At 63.9% G+C, this 16,628-nt stretch carries 21 protein-coding genes, 1 tRNA gene and 1 riboswitch; of the genes, 10 read left to right on the forward strand and 12 right to left on the reverse strand.

What is annotated here, in order from left to right:
* Positions 1-344: 344 nt before the first annotated feature.
* On the forward strand, positions 345-653 hold the full coding sequence (locus VR863_RS11015) for an alkylphosphonate utilization protein (protein WP_324828515.1): 309 nt from the start codon (positions 345-347) through the stop codon (positions 651-653).
* A gap of 25 nt (positions 654-678) precedes the next feature.
* Here the strand turns inward: VR863_RS11015 and VR863_RS11020 are convergent, their stop codons facing one another.
* Positions 679-837, reverse strand: a complete 159-nt coding sequence (locus VR863_RS11020) for a hypothetical protein (protein ID WP_324828516.1) — start codon at positions 835-837, stop codon at positions 679-681.
* A 115-nt stretch (positions 838-952) separates the two neighbouring features.
* Here VR863_RS11020 and VR863_RS11025 point away from each other — a divergent pair, with 115 nt between their 5' ends.
* Complete coding sequence (locus tag VR863_RS11025; protein WP_324828517.1) at positions 953-1,429, forward strand: YaiI/YqxD family protein; 477 nt, start codon at positions 953-955, stop codon at positions 1,427-1,429.
* On the opposite strand, the gene VR863_RS11030 is transcribed toward VR863_RS11025, so the two are convergent.
* From VR863_RS11030 to VR863_RS11045, 4 genes are read right to left on the reverse strand one after another with little or no spacing between them, the layout of a single operon-like run.
* Positions 1,430-1,804 carry an EthD domain-containing protein gene (locus VR863_RS11030; RefSeq protein ID WP_324828518.1) on the reverse strand — a complete coding sequence of 125 codons (375 nt, stop codon included), beginning with the start codon at positions 1,802-1,804 and terminating at the stop codon, positions 1,430-1,432. It lies immediately after the preceding gene.
* 13 nt (positions 1,805-1,817) lie between these two features.
* Positions 1,818-2,258, reverse strand: coding sequence for a PaaI family thioesterase (locus VR863_RS11035; protein WP_324828519.1), 441 nt, complete (start codon positions 2,256-2,258; stop codon positions 1,818-1,820).
* Positions 2,255-3,184, reverse strand: a complete 930-nt coding sequence (locus VR863_RS11040; protein ID WP_324828520.1) for an oxygenase MpaB family protein — start codon at positions 3,182-3,184, stop codon at positions 2,255-2,257. The genes VR863_RS11035 and VR863_RS11040 overlap by 4 nt, the downstream gene beginning before the upstream one ends.
* A complete protein-coding gene (locus VR863_RS11045; RefSeq protein ID WP_324828521.1) occupies positions 3,181-3,654 on the reverse strand; it encodes a Rid family hydrolase in 474 nt (157 codons plus the stop codon). The genes VR863_RS11040 and VR863_RS11045 overlap by 4 nt, the downstream gene beginning before the upstream one ends.
* A gap of 103 nt (positions 3,655-3,757) precedes the next feature.
* Here VR863_RS11045 and VR863_RS11050 point away from each other — a divergent pair, with 103 nt between their 5' ends.
* Positions 3,758-4,321: a lipocalin family protein gene (locus VR863_RS11050; protein WP_324828522.1), complete on the forward strand. Its 564-nt coding sequence runs from the start codon at positions 3,758-3,760 to the stop codon at positions 4,319-4,321.
* A 17-nt stretch (positions 4,322-4,338) separates the two neighbouring features.
* On the opposite strand, the gene VR863_RS11055 is transcribed toward VR863_RS11050, so the two are convergent.
* On the reverse strand, positions 4,339-4,683 hold the full coding sequence (locus tag VR863_RS11055; protein ID WP_324828523.1) for an HPF/RaiA family ribosome-associated protein: 345 nt from the start codon (positions 4,681-4,683) through the stop codon (positions 4,339-4,341).
* A 215-nt stretch (positions 4,684-4,898) separates the two neighbouring features.
* Between VR863_RS11055 and VR863_RS11060 the strand changes: the two genes are divergently transcribed.
* Complete coding sequence (locus VR863_RS11060) at positions 4,899-5,477, forward strand: DUF2726 domain-containing protein (protein WP_324828524.1); 579 nt, start codon at positions 4,899-4,901, stop codon at positions 5,475-5,477.
* A gap of 17 nt (positions 5,478-5,494) precedes the next feature.
* Here VR863_RS11060 and VR863_RS11065 read toward each other — a convergent pair whose 3' ends face one another.
* The 3 genes from VR863_RS11065 to VR863_RS11075 form a co-directional block, all read right to left on the reverse strand.
* Entirely contained in the window at positions 5,495-5,953 is a 459-nt protein-coding gene (locus tag VR863_RS11065) for a RidA family protein (RefSeq protein WP_324828525.1), read from the reverse strand.
* The gene (gene thiC, locus VR863_RS11070; RefSeq protein WP_324828526.1) at positions 5,950-7,833 is read right to left on the reverse strand and encodes a phosphomethylpyrimidine synthase ThiC; all 1,884 of its coding nucleotides are present in this window, start codon (positions 7,831-7,833) and stop codon (positions 5,950-5,952) included. The genes VR863_RS11065 and thiC overlap by 4 nt, the downstream gene beginning before the upstream one ends.
* 35 nt (positions 7,834-7,868) lie before the next feature.
* Positions 7,869-7,979: riboswitch (TPP riboswitch) on the reverse strand.
* 98 nt (positions 7,980-8,077) lie between these two features.
* Positions 8,078-8,151, reverse strand: a tRNA-Gln gene (locus VR863_RS11075).
* Positions 8,152-8,340: 189 nt separating this feature from the next.
* Between VR863_RS11075 and VR863_RS11080 the strand changes: the two genes are divergently transcribed.
* On the forward strand, positions 8,341-9,570 hold the full coding sequence (locus tag VR863_RS11080) for a Ppx/GppA phosphatase family protein (RefSeq protein ID WP_324828527.1): 1,230 nt from the start codon (positions 8,341-8,343) through the stop codon (positions 9,568-9,570).
* On the forward strand, positions 9,567-10,235 hold the full coding sequence (locus VR863_RS11085) for an RlmE family RNA methyltransferase (RefSeq protein WP_324828528.1): 669 nt from the start codon (positions 9,567-9,569) through the stop codon (positions 10,233-10,235). The genes VR863_RS11080 and VR863_RS11085 overlap by 4 nt, the downstream gene beginning before the upstream one ends.
* A 57-nt stretch (positions 10,236-10,292) precedes the next feature.
* Here the strand turns inward: VR863_RS11085 and VR863_RS11090 are convergent, their stop codons facing one another.
* Complete coding sequence (locus tag VR863_RS11090) at positions 10,293-10,961, reverse strand: c-type cytochrome (RefSeq protein ID WP_324828529.1); 669 nt, start codon at positions 10,959-10,961, stop codon at positions 10,293-10,295.
* Positions 10,962-11,093: 132 nt separating this feature from the next.
* On the opposite strand from VR863_RS11090, the gene VR863_RS11095 reads away from it, so the two are divergent.
* A complete protein-coding gene (locus VR863_RS11095; RefSeq protein WP_324828530.1) occupies positions 11,094-11,987 on the forward strand; it encodes a prephenate dehydratase in 894 nt (297 codons plus the stop codon).
* A 47-nt stretch (positions 11,988-12,034) separates the two neighbouring features.
* Here the strand turns inward: VR863_RS11095 and VR863_RS11100 are convergent, their stop codons facing one another.
* Both VR863_RS11100 and VR863_RS11105 read right to left on the reverse strand, forming a co-directional pair.
* Positions 12,035-12,484 carry a hypothetical protein gene (locus VR863_RS11100; protein ID WP_324828531.1) on the reverse strand — a complete coding sequence of 150 codons (450 nt, stop codon included), beginning with the start codon at positions 12,482-12,484 and terminating at the stop codon, positions 12,035-12,037.
* 214 nt (positions 12,485-12,698) lie between these two features.
* A complete protein-coding gene (locus VR863_RS11105; RefSeq protein WP_324828532.1) occupies positions 12,699-13,700 on the reverse strand; it encodes an isoaspartyl peptidase/L-asparaginase family protein in 1,002 nt (333 codons plus the stop codon).
* 109 nt (positions 13,701-13,809) lie between these two features.
* On the opposite strand from VR863_RS11105, the gene VR863_RS11110 reads away from it, so the two are divergent.
* From VR863_RS11110 to VR863_RS11120, 3 genes are read left to right on the forward strand one after another with little or no spacing between them, the layout of a single operon-like run.
* The gene (locus VR863_RS11110) at positions 13,810-15,039 is read left to right on the forward strand and encodes a mechanosensitive ion channel (RefSeq protein ID WP_324828533.1); all 1,230 of its coding nucleotides are present in this window, start codon (positions 13,810-13,812) and stop codon (positions 15,037-15,039) included.
* A 56-nt stretch (positions 15,040-15,095) separates the two neighbouring features.
* A complete protein-coding gene (locus VR863_RS11115) occupies positions 15,096-15,608 on the forward strand; it encodes a GNAT family N-acetyltransferase (protein ID WP_324828535.1) in 513 nt (170 codons plus the stop codon).
* 11 nt (positions 15,609-15,619) lie between these two features.
* Positions 15,620-16,582 (forward strand): SDR family NAD(P)-dependent oxidoreductase, encoded by a 963-nt coding sequence (locus VR863_RS11120; RefSeq protein WP_324828536.1) that lies wholly within the window; start codon positions 15,620-15,622, stop codon positions 16,580-16,582.
* Positions 16,583-16,628 lie beyond the last annotated feature (46 nt).

The following is a 16,628-nucleotide window of genomic DNA, read 5'->3' on the forward strand; positions in this document are numbered from 1 at the left end:
GGCAGTGTGCCGCATGGGTCGTGCGTCGTATCGTCAGATGAAAGGAAGTCGTCGTCTGGTTTGCGCCGGGGCCAAAAAGGCAAGCGGCGGTCGTCAAATCTCGAAGTCCGTCGCAAAATTCGACGTCAGCGAGGCCCAACTAGCACGCGCACGCCATTCTACCTAATCAATTCCCTTTTGCCCTTTGCGGCGGCGCGAAACGACCTGTCGCCAATTCCCGTTTCGATCGCCTTTATTTGCAGCACGGTGGACAAGCCGGGGCCAGGGCAAACGCCGTGTGGCGATGTGCGGCGCGTTGCGGTAGCGCATGGGCCACATCCCCTTTTTCGACGAGCGAGCCAAGCATGAGCGGTGACGACGAGGACTACGTCTACGACGAGGACAGCGGCGAATGGATGCCCGCCAGCGAACTGGCGGCAAAGCAGACCGCCAGCGACCAGATCGAGGTGCGCGATGCGGTGGGCAACATCCTGGCCGATGGCGACCAGGTGACCCTGATCAAGGACCTGGAGGTCAAGGGTGCCGGTCAGACCCTCAAGCAGGGGACGCTGATCAAGTCGATCCGCCTGACGGGCGATGCACAGGAGATCGACTGCCGGTATCCGGGCATCAAGGGTCTCGTCCTACGCGCCGAATTCGTGAAGAAACGCTGATCTGGAGCCAGAACGACTGTCCTGGCTAACCCTTCGTTTTCTTGGCTTTGTGCGCGGCGATGCTTTCGTCGATCTGTGCGATCCGCACACGTTCGGGGGTCCCCTTCGCCAGGCCTTTCAGCCGGCAGGTCGCCCACAATTGCCTGCGCTCCGATTCAAGCGCCTTGAGATAGAGATCGGCCATGACGGCTCCTTTTGCTGGCCCGGCGCCCTAGCGGGACTGCGCCCGCATGGACAGCAAATTGGAATAACAGGCAAAAGACTCGGCGCACGCCGCCCCAACCGCTAGGTCGCCTTGCATGAATTCGAGTACCAGTTCCGCGATCATCCTCGTCGATGCCGATGCGTGCCCGGTGAAGGACGAAATCTACCGCGTGGCGGAACGCCATCGTGTGCAGGTCCGCGTGGTCAGCAACAGCCCTTTCCGCATTCCCCAGAGCGCCCTGGTTAGCCGGGTGGTGGTGGACGACGGGTTCGATGCCGCGGATGACTGGATCGCCGATGCCGCCGATGCGCGCAGCGTGGTGATAACCGCCGACATCCTGCTGGCCGAACGCTGCCTGAAAGCAGGGGCGCAGGTGCTCGCGCACAATGGCAAGCCGTTCGACGCCGCCAGCATTGGCAGCGCCATCGCCACGCGCGCGCTGATGGCCGATTTGCGCGCCGGGATGGACGGCATAACCGGCGGCCCACCGCCATTCGGCAAGGCGGATCGATCGCGCTTTCTGCAATCGCTCGATCGGGTGCTGGTGGCGCTGGGGCGGTCTGCCCCCTAGCTATTCGACGACGACGTTTTCGCGGACCATGAACATGCGGCTGCGGGAAAAATCGATGAACCGCGCCTCATCCTCGGCCAGAATTCGCGAGTGCCTCGCGCCTTCCTCGGTCGGCGCCGCATCGAAGGTTTCGTGTTCGAACCACAGTTCGGCGACACCGTCGAATGCCTCGCCATCGCCATGCGGAATTCCCCGTGCGGCGGTGCTGGGCGCAATGATTGGATGATCGAACGTGTGGCTCTGCACGTAGCGCACAATGCCCAGATGCGATGCCGCCGCTTTCACGAGCGGTGCGTGATCCTCCCGCCAGGTGCGCTGAAATTCCTCCCGCGTCAGGTCCGGGCGGCGGTGCAGGCAAAAACTCAACTTGATCATGCAGCCTCTCCCATCAGGCGGGTTTCTTCCATTCGTGCGACAACAGCTTCACCGTGACCCGCCCGGTTGCGACCAGCACCCCGTCTGCATCGTGCATGGGCACTTCGGCTAGGTACGTGGCGCTGCCCTTCCGGTCCAGGTCGGCGAGGAGGTCCGCGATCGCGTCCTCGCTCAGGCTGAATTCGCCGATGACATCGCTTGCCGCCATGCGGTGAAAATCCACGGCGATGTCCTTGATGATGGGGAAATACCGCGTGGTGTCGAGGATGGATATGCCCGGCCCCGCCGCCGCCGCTTCGGCCAGCACGCAAAACGCGCCGAGATACATCACGTCGACATGGTTGGCGTTGGGTTCGAGCGGCATGAGCAATCTGGAATGCCCCCGCCGTTCCTCGATACGGCGCATCCCCGTGCGTTCGACAAAAGGGACGCGGTAGACGGGGGCTTCACTCATGAAACGGTTCCAATCGTGTCTTGTTGTGGTGTGCCTGCGCTGCGCGCGGCGAGGATGGCTTTCTGGCGCTCTGGCCGATACCACGCGAAGCGCCCCGGCAGACCCAGGCGTTCGGCAGCGGCGTAAGCGGGCATGGCCGGGCTCGAAACGCGGTCCGCCAGCCGCCCGGCAAGCCTGAGCGCCAGCCGTTCGCGGCGGGACAGGTCGAATTCCGCCCCCAGTTCCATACGCTCACGAAGCTTTGGCGGCAGCAGCGATACCGATGCGCGCGCCATCGCCCGGTGGAGGAACTTCGGGATACTGGGCGCGGCCTGTCCCGACATGATGATGTCCAGGAATTCGCGGTTGATCGCGTGCGGTTCGAACCGGGGGAACAACCTTTCGAGCATCGCGAAGAAATCGGCATCGCTGGTCAGCGGATGTTCGACCCCATAGAGCCGCGCCACCGCTTCGCCGTCGGCATAATAGCTCGCGCGTTGGGCGGCGCTGAGCGGATGGATGAAACGGTGATAGGCCTCGAGAAAGCCATAGCCCGCCGTGGCGCTGACCCAATCGAGCAATTCGGGATCGAGCGCGCGATAGGCCTCGCCAGTCGGCGTTTCGCCGGCGACCTTGCGGTGCATCCGGTTGACCCCGCCGATGACCTGCCGCGCGGTGCTTTGCGGGCCGAACACGCCGACCATCGCCGCCATGCCGGTGCGCTGGGATCGGCCGATCGGATCGGTCTTGTAGATCGAATGGTCCCATACGCCCGAGCGTATCCGCGCATCGGCGAATTCGAACAGCACCGCCGCGACGCCGCCAATGCCCAGCGCGATGGAGTTTTTGAACACGCGCCATTGCACGGACCCTGCGGGCACCAGTCCCGGCTCGCCCGGCGGGTGGCGAAAATCGACCTGGTAGGCTGGCGGGAGCGGCGAGGTCACTGGTCGGCGCGCCGTGCGGTGATCTTGACCTCCACCAGTCCTGCCGGTTCGTACAGGGCGGAAATGCCGATGGCGGTCCATGCGGGAAACGGCGCCTTGATGTAGCGGTTCTTCACATCGGCGAAGGCGTTGATTTGTCCCGCAAGGTCGGTGTGGAAGGTTTCCACCTCGATCACGTCATCCCAGCCGATACCGGCGCGTTCGAGGGTGCGGCCGATCTGGTCGAAAACGCGCACGAAGGAAGGCTCCATGCCTTCATCGCCAGCCTGCGGGACCGCGACCACGCCGGACAGGATCACCACGTCCCCGTGGATGACCGCGTCCGAATATCCGACCGCTTCCTGGAAGGCGCGCGCTTCGGCGTCTTCGGGCATTATCGTCTGCTTTGGTTCGTGGGCCTGTGCGCCCGTGGCGGTGACGGCCGCCAACGCCAGCCCCGCAATCGCTGCACCAATCGTCCGCTTCGCCATATTTCGTTCTCCCCGCTCGACCCTGTGGGCGAGAATGCGCCTTTGGCCCGCAAGGTCAAGCGCGCGGCGCGGAACCCGGCACGATACCGCCCGTTGCGCGGGCATGAACCTATTGCGCATCCTCACCCTCGCCCCTGCCCTCCTGTTGACCGCGGCCTGCGTTGGCACACCGGGACCGGTGGGCAACACGGCCGTCCCGCAACCGGCCAAACCAGTCGAAATCGATGCCTATCTTGGCAAGTGGTACGAATACGGCCGCTACGAAGCGCCCTTCCAGAAGGGGTGCGAAGGGGTGACGGCGGATTATTCGCTGAAGGATGACGGCACGATCAAGGTCGTCAACTCGTGCTATCGCGGTGGCCTCGACGGTAAATTCGACCAGTCCACCGGCAAGGCGAAGATCGTGGAAGGCGCGGCGGGTGCCAAGCTGAAGGTCAGCTTCTTCGGCCCGTTCTACGGCGATTACTGGGTGCTGGATCACGGCGCGGCGGGCGCCGACGGGCTTTACGATTGGTCCATCGTGGGCGAACCGAGCGGGCGTTACCTGTGGATGCTCACCCGCCAGGCGCGCCCCGATGCCCCGCTGCGCGCAAGGCTGGAAGCCCGCGTGAAGGAACTGGGTTACGATTGGGAACTGGTGCGGATGACGGCGCAGCCCGAAGGCTGACGCCGCCTCCCGATCGTTCAGATCACCTTATCAGGCGAAGGGTCGTGCTTGTGCTTTTCGGCCTTGCCGAACTGGCGGTCGAGCAGCTTGGCAAGCTTCGTGCCCGCGACCCGCGCAGCGGTGTCGACATCGGCGGCATGAGCCGTGACGCTGAGCGGCGCGCCGGAACGTGGCCGCGCCTCGATCACGCATGCCTTGTCGTCCGCCCCGCCCTTGCGCGCGTTTTCATCGCGCACATGGATTTCAAGCCGGGTGAGCCGATCCTCGAACCGCGAAAGCTTCTCGCGCACCTGCGCCTCGATCCGTGTCGCGACGTTTTCGGTGCCCATGACGCTGCTGTCGGAATTGAACTGGACCTGCATTGGGGGATGCTCCTCTCGGTTGGTGTTCTCTCACCTACCGAGATGGGGAGGATTTGGCGGGATTGAAGGCCTCCACAGGCGCTTTGGTCCGATGCCTGCCACGCCATGACTTCACCAATTTTCAAAATAATGCCATCAGTCACAGCGTCATGAATACTGTCCAATACCTTTTAGACCGCCCAGTCGCCTTGCTCGTGGTGCTTGTAATTGGGGCCTTGATCGGGGCCACAGTCGAACGGGCCTTGGAGAAGAACGACCGCGAGAAACGCAAAGCGTACTGGCGCGGGCGCAACGCGGCGAAGTGGGGAAAGAAGAAAGCGAAACCCTCCGCTGGCACCATGAAACAGAAGAGCGAGGTGTCCGACGCGGACTTCGCAGCCGACCAGTTGAAGACGGTCAGCAGGGCAAGCTTCTCGTCGCGATCTTTGCTCAACAGGGCGGAAGCGACCGTCTTTCAGGCGCTCGATCAGGCTGTAATTGCCCGCAATCCGGGGTGGCAGGTGATGGCGCAGGTATCGCTTGGCGAATTCCTGTCCTCGCCCGACAAGGATGCTTACCTCGCGGTCAATTCAAAGCGGGTCGATTTCGCGTTGATGGACGAGAAATGCTGCGTGGTTCACGCGCTGGAATATCAGGGGTCGGGCCACCACACTGGCACCAGCGCCGCCGCACGCGATGCGGTGAAGAAGGAAGCGCTGCGCAAGGCGGGCATTGGCTATCACGAGGTGGTCGCGGGACATACGACGCCAAGCGAATTGAGGGCGCTGGTGGAGAAACTGGTCCCGGCGGGTTAGGTACCTTTGGCCTTGACCTAATCCTGCGGCTTCCAAGCCCAACATTCCATCTCGACCCGCGCACCGAGCGCTAACCCGCTTACGCCCATGGCCGAACGTGCGGGGTAACGACCCTTTTTGAAATGTTCGGCGTAGATCGCATTGAAGGCGGGCCATTCGGACATGTCTGCGAGCATGACGGTACACTTGAACACGTCCTCGAAACCGAGATCGTGCGCCGCGAGTGTCGCTCCGATGCGTTCGAACATGCGGCGCGTCTCTGGCTCAACCCCACCGGGAACAACTGCTTTCCCCGTCTCGTCCACGCCGATGTCCCCCGAAAGGTACAGCACATCACCCACCTGAACCGCATTCGAGAACGGATAGGGAAGGTCGGATTGGGTGAAAATCGGGCCAGCTGGTCCTTCATCCTGCGCCAACGCGGCGCAAGGCACGAGCGCCATTGCCACAAGCGCAGATATGACGGAGCGGGTCATTCCGCCGGGGCCGCCGGCATATAGAGATCGCCCCCCTCGCGGTACTTCTCAGCCATTTCCTCCATGCCCTCCTCGGCCTTTTCACTGGGCGCCGTGGCCGCCAGATAGCTGTCCGAGTTCTGCTTGGCGGCGAAGTCGCGCACTTCCTGCGTGATCTTCATCGAGCAAAACTTAGGTCCGCACATGGAGCAGAAGTGGGCGGTCTTGGCGCCTTCTGCCGGCAATGTCTGGTCGTGGTATTGTTCGGCCGTGTCGGGATCAAGCGACAGGTTGAACTGGTCGCGCCAGCGGAATTCGAAACGGGCTTTCGACAGCGCGTCGTCGCGGACCTTGGCGGCCGGGTGGCCCTTGGCAAGATCGGCGGCGTGGGCGGCCAGTTTGTAGGTCACCACGCCCACCTTCACATCGTCGCGGTCGGGCAGGCCGAGGTGTTCCTTGGGCGTGACGTAGCAAAGCATCGCCGTGCCGTACCAGCCGATCTGGGCCGCACCGATGCCGCTGGTGATATGGTCGTAACCCGGCGCGATATCGGTGACGAGGGGGCCGAGCGTGTAGAAGGGCGCTTCGCCGCAGGCTTCCAGCTGCTTGTCCATGTTCTCCTTGATCTTGTGCATCGGCACGTGGCCGGGGCCTTCGATCATCACCTGCACGTCCTGTTCCCAGGCCCGCTTGGTCAGTTCGCCAAGCGTGTAGAGTTCGGCGAACTGCGCTTCGTCGTTGGCGTCGGCGATGCTGCCGGGGCGCAGGCCATCGCCCAGCGAATAGGCGATGTCGTAGGCCTTCATGATCTCGGTGATCTCGTCGAACTTCTCGTAGAGGAAGCTCTCCTTGTGGTGCGACAGGCACCATTTCGCCATGATCGAACCGCCGCGCGACACGATGCCGGTTACGCGCTTGGCGGTCATGGGCACATAGGGCAGGCGCACGCCGGCGTGGATGGTGAAATAATCGACGCCCTGTTCGGCCTGTTCGATCAGCGTGTCGCGGAAGATTTCCCACGTCAGGTCTTCGGCCACGCCCCCGACCTTTTCCAGCGCCTGGTAGATCGGCACGGTGCCGATGGGCACGGGGCTGTTGCGGATGATCCATTCGCGCGTGTCGTGGATGTTGCGGCCCGTCGAAAGGTCCATCACCGTGTCCGCACCCCAGCGGATCGACCAGACCATCTTGTCGACTTCGTTCGCGACGTCGGATGCGACGGCGGAATTGCCGATGTTGGCGTTGATCTTGACCAGGAAATTGCGCCCGATCGCCATCGGTTCGCTTTCGGGGTGGTTGATGTTGTTGGGGATGATCGCGCGACCGCGGGCAATTTCGTCGCGCACGAATTCGGGCGTGACGTAATCGGGCAGCTGGGCACCCCAGGGCTGGCCATCGTTGCGCGCGTCAAGCCGGGCGGCCTCGTCGCGCAGCATGTCGCGGCCAAGGTTTTCACGCTCGGCCACGTATTCCATTTCGGGCGTGATGATGCCGCGGCGGGCATAGTGCATCTGGCTGACGTTGGTGCCGGGCCTGGCCCGCAACACGCGCTTGTGGACATTGGGGAAGGCCGGGACGCCGCCGCTGCGGTCGGGGCCGAGTTGGCCGTTGTCTTCCGGCTTCACTTCGCGCGCGTCGTATTCCTCCACGTCGCCGCGGGCCAGGATCCATTCGCGGCGCTTCTGTTCGAGGCCCTTGCGAATGTCGATCGTGGCATCGGGATCGGTATAGGGGCCGGACGTATCATAGACCCGCACACTCGGCTCGCCCCCCTCGAGGTCGATTTCGCGCATGGCGACGCGGATGCCGCTGCCGCTCTTGGCGCCGACATGCACCTTGCGGCTGCCGCGGATGGGGCCGGTCGTGACGCCGATGTCGAATGTGCTGTTGATGTCGGCCATGCGCGTGTTCTCCTCGTGGCGGAGTGCGGATGTCCGGTTCGCGAACGCCCACTCCCTCCGCCGATGCTAATCGGTTCAGGTTCAACGGGTCGGACGGCGCTTATCCCGTCCCTCTCAGCCAGTAGCTGGCTCCCCGGGGATGAAGCGGGCTTAGACGAGCTTGCAGCGGGAATCCAGCGCCGCGCGCAGGCCGCGACACGATAGCGCACCGCAATCGCGTAAGGCTGGGCTGCTGATATCGGAATGGATGCCCCGTGAGGATTCGAACCTCAATTGACGGAGTCAGAGTCCGTAGTCTTACCATTAGACGACGGGGCATCATCGCTCACCGGGCCACGCAGAATCGCCTCTGCGCGCGGGAGAGGTCGGCCATCTAGATATGCCGCCCCCCAAGGTCAACCCCGCGCGCGGTGCCCGCTCTTGCCCCGGTCTCGCTTCATCGCTAGCATCGCGCCCAAGTCCCCGCGCCCGATGGTTGGCACGGGAGGAAAAAAGAAAGCTCCTTCGATGGCGGAACAGTCTCCGCCGGACGTAAAAAGGGGGCCTGGAAAACGACGGGGCAGCAAGTCCGGCAAGGTAGCCGATTTTCGCTACAAACGCCCCTCCCGGCCCGATGTAAAACATGGCGAAAGGCGCGCTGGGAAACCGCACGCGCCGCGCCGCGAAGCCGCGTCAGCTGACCCTGCGAACCCCGATACGAAGCCCGCACCGGCGCACGCGCCGCATCGCCAGGCGTATGCCGCGCTCGACCTGGGGACCAACAATTGCCGCCTGCTGATCGCACGGCCCAGCGGTGAAGACTTCACGGTGATCGACGCGTTCAGCCGCGTCGTTCGGCTGGGCGAAGGCCTGGCCGCCAGCGGGCGCCTTTCGGACGAGGCGATGGAGCGCACATTGGCCGCGTTGCAGGTGTGCGCGGAAAAGCTGAAACGGCGCAACGTGCGGCTGGCCCGTTCGGTGGCAACCGAGGCGTGCCGGCGGGCCGTCAACGGTTCGAAATTCATCGACCGGGTCCGCGAGGAAACCGGCATCGTGCTCGACATCATTTCCGCGCAGGAAGAAGCGCGGCTGGCCGTGCTGGGCTGTCATGTGCTGCTCGAAGATGGTGCCGGTCCGGCAATCATCTTCGATATCGGCGGCGGGTCGACCGAACTGGTGCTGGTCGAACCGGGCGGCCCGGTGCCGCGCATCCTCGACTGGTTGAGCGTTCCGTGGGGCGTCGTTTCGCTGACCGACACGGTGGAAGGCAGCGACGAAAGCGAAGCGAGCCGGCTCGACCGCTATCGCGAGATGCGCCGCACCGTTTCGCGCAGCTTTGCACAATTTGCCGAACGCATCGCCGATGCCGCGCGGTCGCCCGCTCCGATCCGCCTGCTGGGGACCAGCGGCACGGTGACCACGCTGGCGAGCCTGCACCTGGAATTGCCCCAATACGACCGCCGCGCGGTCGACGGGCTGATCCTGCCTTCGCAATCCATGCGGGACATTTCCGCACGCCTGTCGCGGATGAGCGGGCCGGAACGCCAGAAACTGCCCTGTATCGGGGACGACCGGGCGAACCTCGTGATTGCCGGCTGCGCGATACTTGAATCGATTCTCGACATCTGGCCATCGGTCCAGCTGGGCGTGGCCGATCGCGGCATTCGCGAAGGAATCCTGCGCAGCCTGATGGCCGCAGACGTAGAAGGCGAGCGCAGCCGCGCCGCCCTGCAACACATGCGGGAGCAGGACGTATGAGCCGATCGGGCAAAGATCGCGAAACCCGCGTAAGAACGGCAAAGGGGCGCACGGCGAGTTCTGCGCGCTGGCTGCAACGCCAGCTCAACGACCCGTACGTGAAACAGGCCAAGGCCGAAGGGTACCGCAGTCGCGCGGCGTACAAGCTGAGCGAACTGGACGACAAGTTCGGCCTGCTCAAGGGGGTGACCCGCGTGGTCGACCTGGGCATTGCGCCGGGCGGGTGGAGCCAGATCGTCCGCAAGCGTGCGCCCAAGGCAATCGTGGTGGGCATCGACCTGCTGGAAGTGGAGCCCATCGAAGGCGTCACGATCTTCCAGATGGATTTCATGGACGACAAGGCGCCGGGCGTCCTGGAAGAAGCGCTGGGCGGCAAGGCCGAACTGGTGCTGAGCGACATGGCGGCCAACACCGTGGGTCACAAGCAGACCGACCATCTGCGCACGATGGGTCTGGTCGAAGCCGGCGCATGGTTCGCCATCGAGAACCTGGCGCCGGGCGGCACCTATCTGGCCAAAGTCCTGGCAGGTGGCACCGACACCGACTTGCTGACCCTGCTCAAGAAGCATTTCAAGACCGTGAAGCACGCCAAACCGCCCGCCAGCCGCAAGGGATCGAGCGAGTGGTACGTTATCGCCCAGGGGTTCAAGGACAACGTCGGCTGATACGAAAAAGCCCCGCCGAAGCGGGGCTTTTGTATGGCCGTGCAAGACGCCCGACGATCAGGTCGCGGGGGCGTTTTCCGCAACCGGCTGGTCGGCGCCCATTCCACCCGCGGCTTCGGCGGGATCGACCGGTTCGCCATCGACCGGGCCGGGGCCCGCGCCGGGCGCATCCGCTGCTGCTTCTTCAGCCGGGGCTGCGGGTGCGGGATATTCGGGGCCGCCGCCATTGGCTTTCATATACGCGATCACGTTGGCGCGATCTTCGGCCTTGGACAGGCCGGCGAAGCTCATCTTGGTGCCGTTGGCAAAGCCGCGCGGGCTGGTGAGCCACGCGTCCATGTTGGCATAATCCCAGTCGCCGCCATGACCCGAAAGGGCCGACGAATACGCAAAGCCTGCTACATGCTTGCCCACCGGCTTGCCCAGCACGCCCCACAGGTTCGGACCGATGCCGTTCGCGCCGCCCTGGTTGACAGTGTGGCAGGCCGTGCACTTGGCAAAAACCTTCTCACCGGCAGCCGGATCGGCCGCGGCCAGCAACGTGCCGAGGTCCGGCCCCGCATCCGCGCCGCCATCTTCAGCTTCGCCCTGGATGAAGAAACCCGGCTCTTCGACATGCGCATGCTTGTCGGCCTGGAAATACATACCGGAGACGATGGAGCCGCCGAGCGCGATGATGCCTGCGCCCAGTACCCAGCCTGCAGCGGTGTTGAAACGATCTTCCATTGCGTGATTGCCTGCGAAAAATTGGTGCCTGGTGTTTGGGCGTCGCTCTAGTGAAGCCAGCGCGCTCGCGCAAGTGCGCGGTGGTCAATTGCGCTTGAATGGATCGGAACACCTCCCTAGCAAGCCGTTCCCATGCGTCAGTTTGCCAAACCTGCACTCGCCCTGGTCGATTCGATGCGCGACGCCGCCGCAGCCGATCCGATGCGCGCAATTGCGTTCGGCGGCGCGCCCGGTTCCAATTCGCACCAGGCCGCCATGCAGTTCGCGCCCGATGCCCTGCCCCTGCCGTGCTTCAGCTTCGAGGACGCGCTCGATGCGGTCGAGAACGGGCGCGCCGGCTGCGCCATGATCCCGATCGAGAATTCGCAGCACGGGCGCGTGGCCGACATCCATTTCCTGCTGCCCGAAAGCGGGCTGGCCATCGTTGCCGAACATTTCATGCCGATCACCCACGCCCTGATGGCGCTGGGCGAAGGGCCGTTCGAAGCCGCGTACAGCCACCCGCAGGCACTGGGCCAGTCACGCAGGTTCCTGTACGAACGCGGCATCACCGGCATGAGCTATGCCGACACCGCGGGCGCTGCCGCCTTCGTCAAGGAAAGCGGCGATCCGGCCATCGCGGCGCTGGCCCCACCGCTGGCGGCGGACCTTTACGGGCTTAACATCATCGAGAACGCGGTCGAGGACGCGCATGACAACACGACGCGTTTCGTGGTTCTCGCCAAGGAAGCGCGCGATCCGCAAAACCTTGCCGGTACCGCGGCGATGACGACGTTCATCTTCGAGGTGAAGAACATTCCTGCTGCGCTCTACAAGGCGCTGGGGTGCTTTGCCACAAACGGGGTCAACATGACCAAGCTGGAAAGTTACCAGAAGGGCGCGAGCTTCGCGGCGACGACGTTTTTCGCGGACATCGAGGGGGCACCGGGTGATCTGCGGGTCGACACCGCGCTGGAAGAACTTGCCTTCCAGACGAACGAGGTTCGCCTGCTGGGCAGCTACGCCCAGGCCCGAAAGCGCGGCTAGACGAAGGGCAGGCGGGGCGAGACCAAGCCCGCCCCGCCCACACGGCTTCAGTTGCGCCAGACCAGACGCTTGGCCAGGATATCGCTGTCGACGGTGCGGTATTTCGCACGGTCGCCGGATTCCGTCTGCATCTGCGCGATCGTGCGCTTCATATATTCGCGCATCTGCCGGTTGCGCGCCTCGAATTCGGCATCGGATTCGAATTCCTTGAACCGCGTGATCAGCCACATGTCCGATTCGTTCTTGCGGGCATAGGCGTTCGACCAGATTTCGTAGCTTTCGATCCATCCCTGCTGAACGGCGTAATCCATGCGCTTGCGCCATTCGCCCGCCAGCCAGTTCGCATAGGCGAGACCGCCACCATCCTCGAGCGAGATGCCGGTGATTTCGACCCATTCGGCCCCGGTCAGGGGATACTCGTCCTGGGCAATGGCGGCTTGCGGCGTGGCAAGCGCGAGAGCGGAGGCGGCGAGTACGATCTTGGTGAATTGGTTCATGGGTACATGACTCCTGTTCAACGAGTTCTGCGACCCGTTTCGAGGCGTCAGGGCCGTGACGGCCCGTTTTCTGGTTGAATGTCCCCCAACGCAGGCGGGAAGCTGGGCCGCAGGGAAGCGCGAGTCAAACCGGCGCGCTAACCCACTCTTAAATGGGACGTTTATCGCCTCGCGCAGTTCTCGTCAGAATTGGCGACTCGCACGAAAGCGGACATTACTCGTCCGCGAAGATCGCGACTTCGCTGGCGCCCGCGCTGGTGGCGCGACCCCGATACATGCCGCCCGTGTTCATGCTGAAAACCGCATCGCCATTGGGGGCAACCACGATAACGCCCCCGTCACCGCCCATTTGCCCCACGTCCGCGATGACGGCGTCGGCAGCGGCCTGCGCGCTTTCGCCCAGCATGTGGACCCGTGCACAGATCGTGCGCGCCACGCCGGCGCGGATGAAGTATTCGCCCCAGCCGGTGGCCGAAACCGCGCAGGACGAATTGTCGGCATAGGTGCCCGCCCCGATCACCGGGGCGTCGCCAATGCGGCCCCAGCGCTTGCCGGTCATTCCGCCGGTCGACGTGCCGGCGGCAAGATTGCCGTCCTTGTCCAGCGCCACGGCGCCCACCGTGCCGAACTTGATATCGACATCGATCGCGGACAGTTTTTCCGCCTTCAACCGCTCCAGCGCCTCGCGGCGGGCATCGGTATCGAACCATTCGGGCGGCATGGTTTCCAGGCCCTGTTCGGCGGCGAATTCTTCCGCGCCCCTGCCCGAAAGCATGACGTGGGTGCCATCGGCCATCACCTTGCGCGCCAGGGTGATGGGGTGACGGATCCCGGTTACGCCCGCGACCGCACCTGCTGCCCGGTCGCGCCCGTCCATGATCGAGGCATCGAGTTCGTGGGTCCCGTCCCAGGTGAACACCGCACCGCGACCGGCGTTGAACCGCGCATCGTCTTCCATCACGAGGATCGCGGCCTCGATCGCGTCCACGGCGCTGCCGCCATTTTTCAGGATCGCCGCCCCTGCATCCAGCGCCGTCTGCAAGGCCGCGCGGTAGGCCGCATCGCGTTCGGGCGACATGTCCGAGCGTTCCAGCGTCCCTGCCCCGCCGTGGATGGCCAGCGACCATGTGCCGTCGTCATGCGCCATGACCGGTGTCCCCCAGGCGATACCCAGCGCAGCGGCAATCGCGGCGGCGCGTGCGATGATATTCTTCATGCGGAAGGAGATAGCACGCAAAGTTATCCACTCAATCCCCGCGCCCGGTTTTGTAAATAAGCGACAGCGTGTTAGCCATTCCGTAGCGGAACCAATGGGGAGAGGTTTCATGATTTTCGACAGATACCGGTTCGATCAGAATCTGGCGGCAGAGCTGGGCGAAAAATTCGTCTACGCCGTGATCGCACTTATCATCACCTGGGCGGCAGCACGCGCTGCGAAATGGGCCTTCGCCAAGCTCGTCGACACAGTGGATTTCTTCAAGCGGGGGACCGGTAACGGCCAGTCGCTGGGTGAATCGCTAGGCAAGATCGTCGGCCTGCTGATCTGGCTGTTCGGCCTTCTGATCATACTCAACATCCTTGAACTGGGCGGGGTCGCGGGACCCATCGACAGCCTGCTCGAGAATGTCGTCGCCTTCCTTCCGAACCTGCTGTGGGCCGGGCTGATCTTCTTCATCGGCATGATGGTGGCACGGATCGCACGCGACCTCGTGGTCACCACCTTGCAGACGGTCGATTTCGACAAATGGGCCAATCGCGGGGGCGTGGATAACGTCACCGGCAATTCCACGATCAGCAAGACCATCGGCACCATCGTCTATGTCCTGATCGCCATTCCGGTGGCGATCGCGGCGCTCGAACAGCTGGGCATTCAGTCGATCAGCGAACCGGCCAGTGGCATGTTGCAGATGATCTTTGCCGCCATCCCGAACATCATCGCTGCGGCGATCCTGCTCGGCATCGGCTATCTCATCAGCAAGTTCGTGGTGCAGATCATCAAGGAAATCCTGCCCGGACTGGGCGTCGACCGGGCGCTGGCGGAAACTGGCCTGGTTTCCGAAGGCACCACCGCTTCGGGCATTATCGCCCGCGTGGTGCAGGTGGCGATCATCCTGTTCTTCGCCATTGCCGCCACACGGCTGCTCGGCTTTCCCGAACTGACCGCCATTCTGGACCAGCTCCTGGTTCTCGGCGGACGGGTCATCTTCGGCGCGGTAGTCATTGCCTTCGGCTTCCTGATTGCCAACCTTCTGTCCCGCCTGATCGCGGGCGAAGCCGGCAGCGGGACAGCCGCGACGATCGTGAAATGGGCCACCGTGATCCTGTTCACCTTCATGGGGCTGCAGTTCACGGGCATCGGCGGAATGATCCCGGCCAATGCGCTGACCATCATGATCGCGGGTATCGCCGTGGCCGGGGCGCTAGCCTTCGGCCTTGGCGGCCGCGACTGGGCCGCGCGCAAGCTCGACCAGATGGACAGCGACCTGGGCGGCATGCCCGTTGCATCCAAGCCGGCGCCGCGCCGCAAGGCCGCGCCAAGACCCGACGACGTTTAACCGACCGGAGCAAAAAAACTTCCAAAGCCCGGACAGGTCGCATAGGGGCGCAGGAGATGATCCTGCGCCCCGCTTATTTGGCCGATGCCGCAACCCTCGCCGCTTTCGGCGGACAGAGCTTCACCGCCGCCTTCGGCCACCTTTACTCCGCAAGCGATCTGGCTGCCTTCATCGAGGAAGTTTACAGCCCCGCCAGCGTGGCCGAAGAAATCGCCGGAGACGATTGCATTCACCAGCTCGCCATGGATGGCGAGGCGCTGGCCGGTTATTGCAAAATGCGCCGCCCCAGCAAGTTGGCCGCGCACAGCGACGCGTCGAACCCGATCGAACTTGGCCAGCTCTACACGGCCCCGGGACGTACCGGGCAAGGCATCGGCGCGGCGCTGATGGACTGGGCTATCGACGTGGCGCGCGCAGGCGGGCACGATGCCATCCTGCTGTCGGTGTGGAGTGGCAACACCGGCGCGCAGCGGTTTTACGAACGGTACGGATTTGCCAAGATCGCCGACATCCACTTCAAGGTCGGCGAACAGCTCGACGAAGAATTCCTGTTCGAAATGAAAATGTGATGAGAGAGCCCATGTCCGATTTCGGTTTTGAAAGCACCGCCGATCAAGTCCTCGAGGGAAAGGACCTGACCGGACGAACCGCCTTCATCACGGGCGGCTATTCGGGGCTGGGCCACGAAACGGCGCGGGCGATGGCGGCCAAGGGCGCGCACATCATCCTGTCCGGGCGCGACGCGGACAAGCTGGCCGCCGCGGCCAAGGAAATCTCCGAAGGCACCGGCGCGACGGTCGACACGCTGGTGTGCGATCTCGCCTCGCTCGACAGCGTGCGCGCTGCCGCCAAGGAGGCGAACGAACGGTTCGACAAGATTGACCTGCTGATCAACAACGCCGGTGTCATGGCGCCTCCGATGGGGCACACGGCAGACGGGTTCGAAACCCAGTTCGGCACCAACCACATCGGCCATTTTCTGCTTACCAACCTGCTCATGCCGCTGGTCGAGAAGGGCGAACGTCCGCGCATCATCAACCTGTCCAGCCGCGGCCATCACCTGGACCAGGTGCATTTCGACGATCCCAACTACGCGAACCGCGAATATGAAAAATGGGCTGCCTATGGGCAGTCCAAGACGGCCAACATCCTGTTTGCCGTGGGGCTGGAGCGCCGGATCGCGGACAAGGGCATCCACGCCTACGCGCTTCATCCGGGCGGCATCATGACCAATCTGGGTCGCCACATGAGCGAACAGGACATCGCCTGGATGATGGAACGCATGCGCAAGAGCGCCGAGGAAAGCGGCGGTTCAGGCCAGGGCATGAAAACCATCCCGCAAGGCGCGGCCACCACGTGCTGGGTTGCCACCGCCGACGATCTGGAAGGCGCAGGCGGCGTCTATTGCGAGGATTGCCATGTCGCGAACCAGACCGACGACGATCCTGCCGGCGGCGTGCGCAGCTATGCCATCGACCCGGAAAAGGCCGAGAAACTGTGGGCCATGTCGGAAGAAATGGTCGGCGAGACGTTCGCCTATTGAGTGTGGCCGGGCGATGCCGACGCCGGGTTGACGCGCCAGCATCGCC

The sequence above is a fragment of the Qipengyuania zhejiangensis genome, from assembly GCF_035607565.1.
Classification (GTDB): Bacteria; Pseudomonadota; Alphaproteobacteria; order Sphingomonadales; family Sphingomonadaceae; genus Qipengyuania; species Qipengyuania zhejiangensis.

Excerpts from the sequence above, each read along its gene's own strand:
- VR863_RS11055 (WP_324828523.1), bottom strand. The coding sequence starts at position 4,683 with ATGCAGGTCCAGTTCAATTCCGACAGCAGCGTCATGGGCACCGAAAAC.
- VR863_RS11085 (WP_324828528.1), top strand. The coding sequence starts at position 9,567 with ATGAGCCGATCGGGCAAAGATCGCGAAACCCGCGTAAGAACGGCAAAG.
- VR863_RS11065 (WP_324828525.1), bottom strand. The coding sequence starts at position 5,953 with ATGACCCGCTCCGTCATATCTGCGCTTGTGGCAATGGCGCTCGTGCCT.
- VR863_RS11015 (WP_324828515.1), top strand. The coding sequence starts at position 345 with ATGAGCGGTGACGACGAGGACTACGTCTACGACGAGGACAGCGGCGAA.
- VR863_RS11095 (WP_324828530.1), top strand. The coding sequence starts at position 11,094 with ATGCGTCAGTTTGCCAAACCTGCACTCGCCCTGGTCGATTCGATGCGC.
- VR863_RS11100 (WP_324828531.1), bottom strand. The coding sequence starts at position 12,484 with ATGAACCAATTCACCAAGATCGTACTCGCCGCCTCCGCTCTCGCGCTT.
- VR863_RS11120 (WP_324828536.1), top strand. The coding sequence starts at position 15,620 with ATGTCCGATTTCGGTTTTGAAAGCACCGCCGATCAAGTCCTCGAGGGA.
- VR863_RS11105 (WP_324828532.1), bottom strand. The coding sequence starts at position 13,700 with ATGAAGAATATCATCGCACGCGCCGCCGCGATTGCCGCTGCGCTGGGT.
- VR863_RS11030 (WP_324828518.1), bottom strand. The coding sequence starts at position 1,804 with ATGATCAAGTTGAGTTTTTGCCTGCACCGCCGCCCGGACCTGACGCGG.
- VR863_RS11050 (WP_324828522.1), top strand. The coding sequence starts at position 3,758 with ATGAACCTATTGCGCATCCTCACCCTCGCCCCTGCCCTCCTGTTGACC.
- VR863_RS11115 (WP_324828535.1), top strand. The coding sequence starts at position 15,096 with ATGATCCTGCGCCCCGCTTATTTGGCCGATGCCGCAACCCTCGCCGCT.
- VR863_RS11035 (WP_324828519.1), bottom strand. The coding sequence starts at position 2,258 with ATGAGTGAAGCCCCCGTCTACCGCGTCCCTTTTGTCGAACGCACGGGG.
- VR863_RS11045 (WP_324828521.1), bottom strand. The coding sequence starts at position 3,654 with ATGGCGAAGCGGACGATTGGTGCAGCGATTGCGGGGCTGGCGTTGGCG.
- VR863_RS11025 (WP_324828517.1), top strand. The coding sequence starts at position 953 with ATGAATTCGAGTACCAGTTCCGCGATCATCCTCGTCGATGCCGATGCG.
- VR863_RS11110 (WP_324828533.1), top strand. The coding sequence starts at position 13,810 with ATGATTTTCGACAGATACCGGTTCGATCAGAATCTGGCGGCAGAGCTG.
- VR863_RS11080 (WP_324828527.1), top strand. The coding sequence starts at position 8,341 with ATGGCGGAACAGTCTCCGCCGGACGTAAAAAGGGGGCCTGGAAAACGA.
- VR863_RS11090 (WP_324828529.1), bottom strand. The coding sequence starts at position 10,961 with ATGGAAGATCGTTTCAACACCGCTGCAGGCTGGGTACTGGGCGCAGGC.
- thiC (WP_324828526.1), bottom strand. The coding sequence starts at position 7,833 with ATGGCCGACATCAACAGCACATTCGACATCGGCGTCACGACCGGCCCC.
- VR863_RS11020 (WP_324828516.1), bottom strand. The coding sequence starts at position 837 with ATGGCCGATCTCTATCTCAAGGCGCTTGAATCGGAGCGCAGGCAATTG.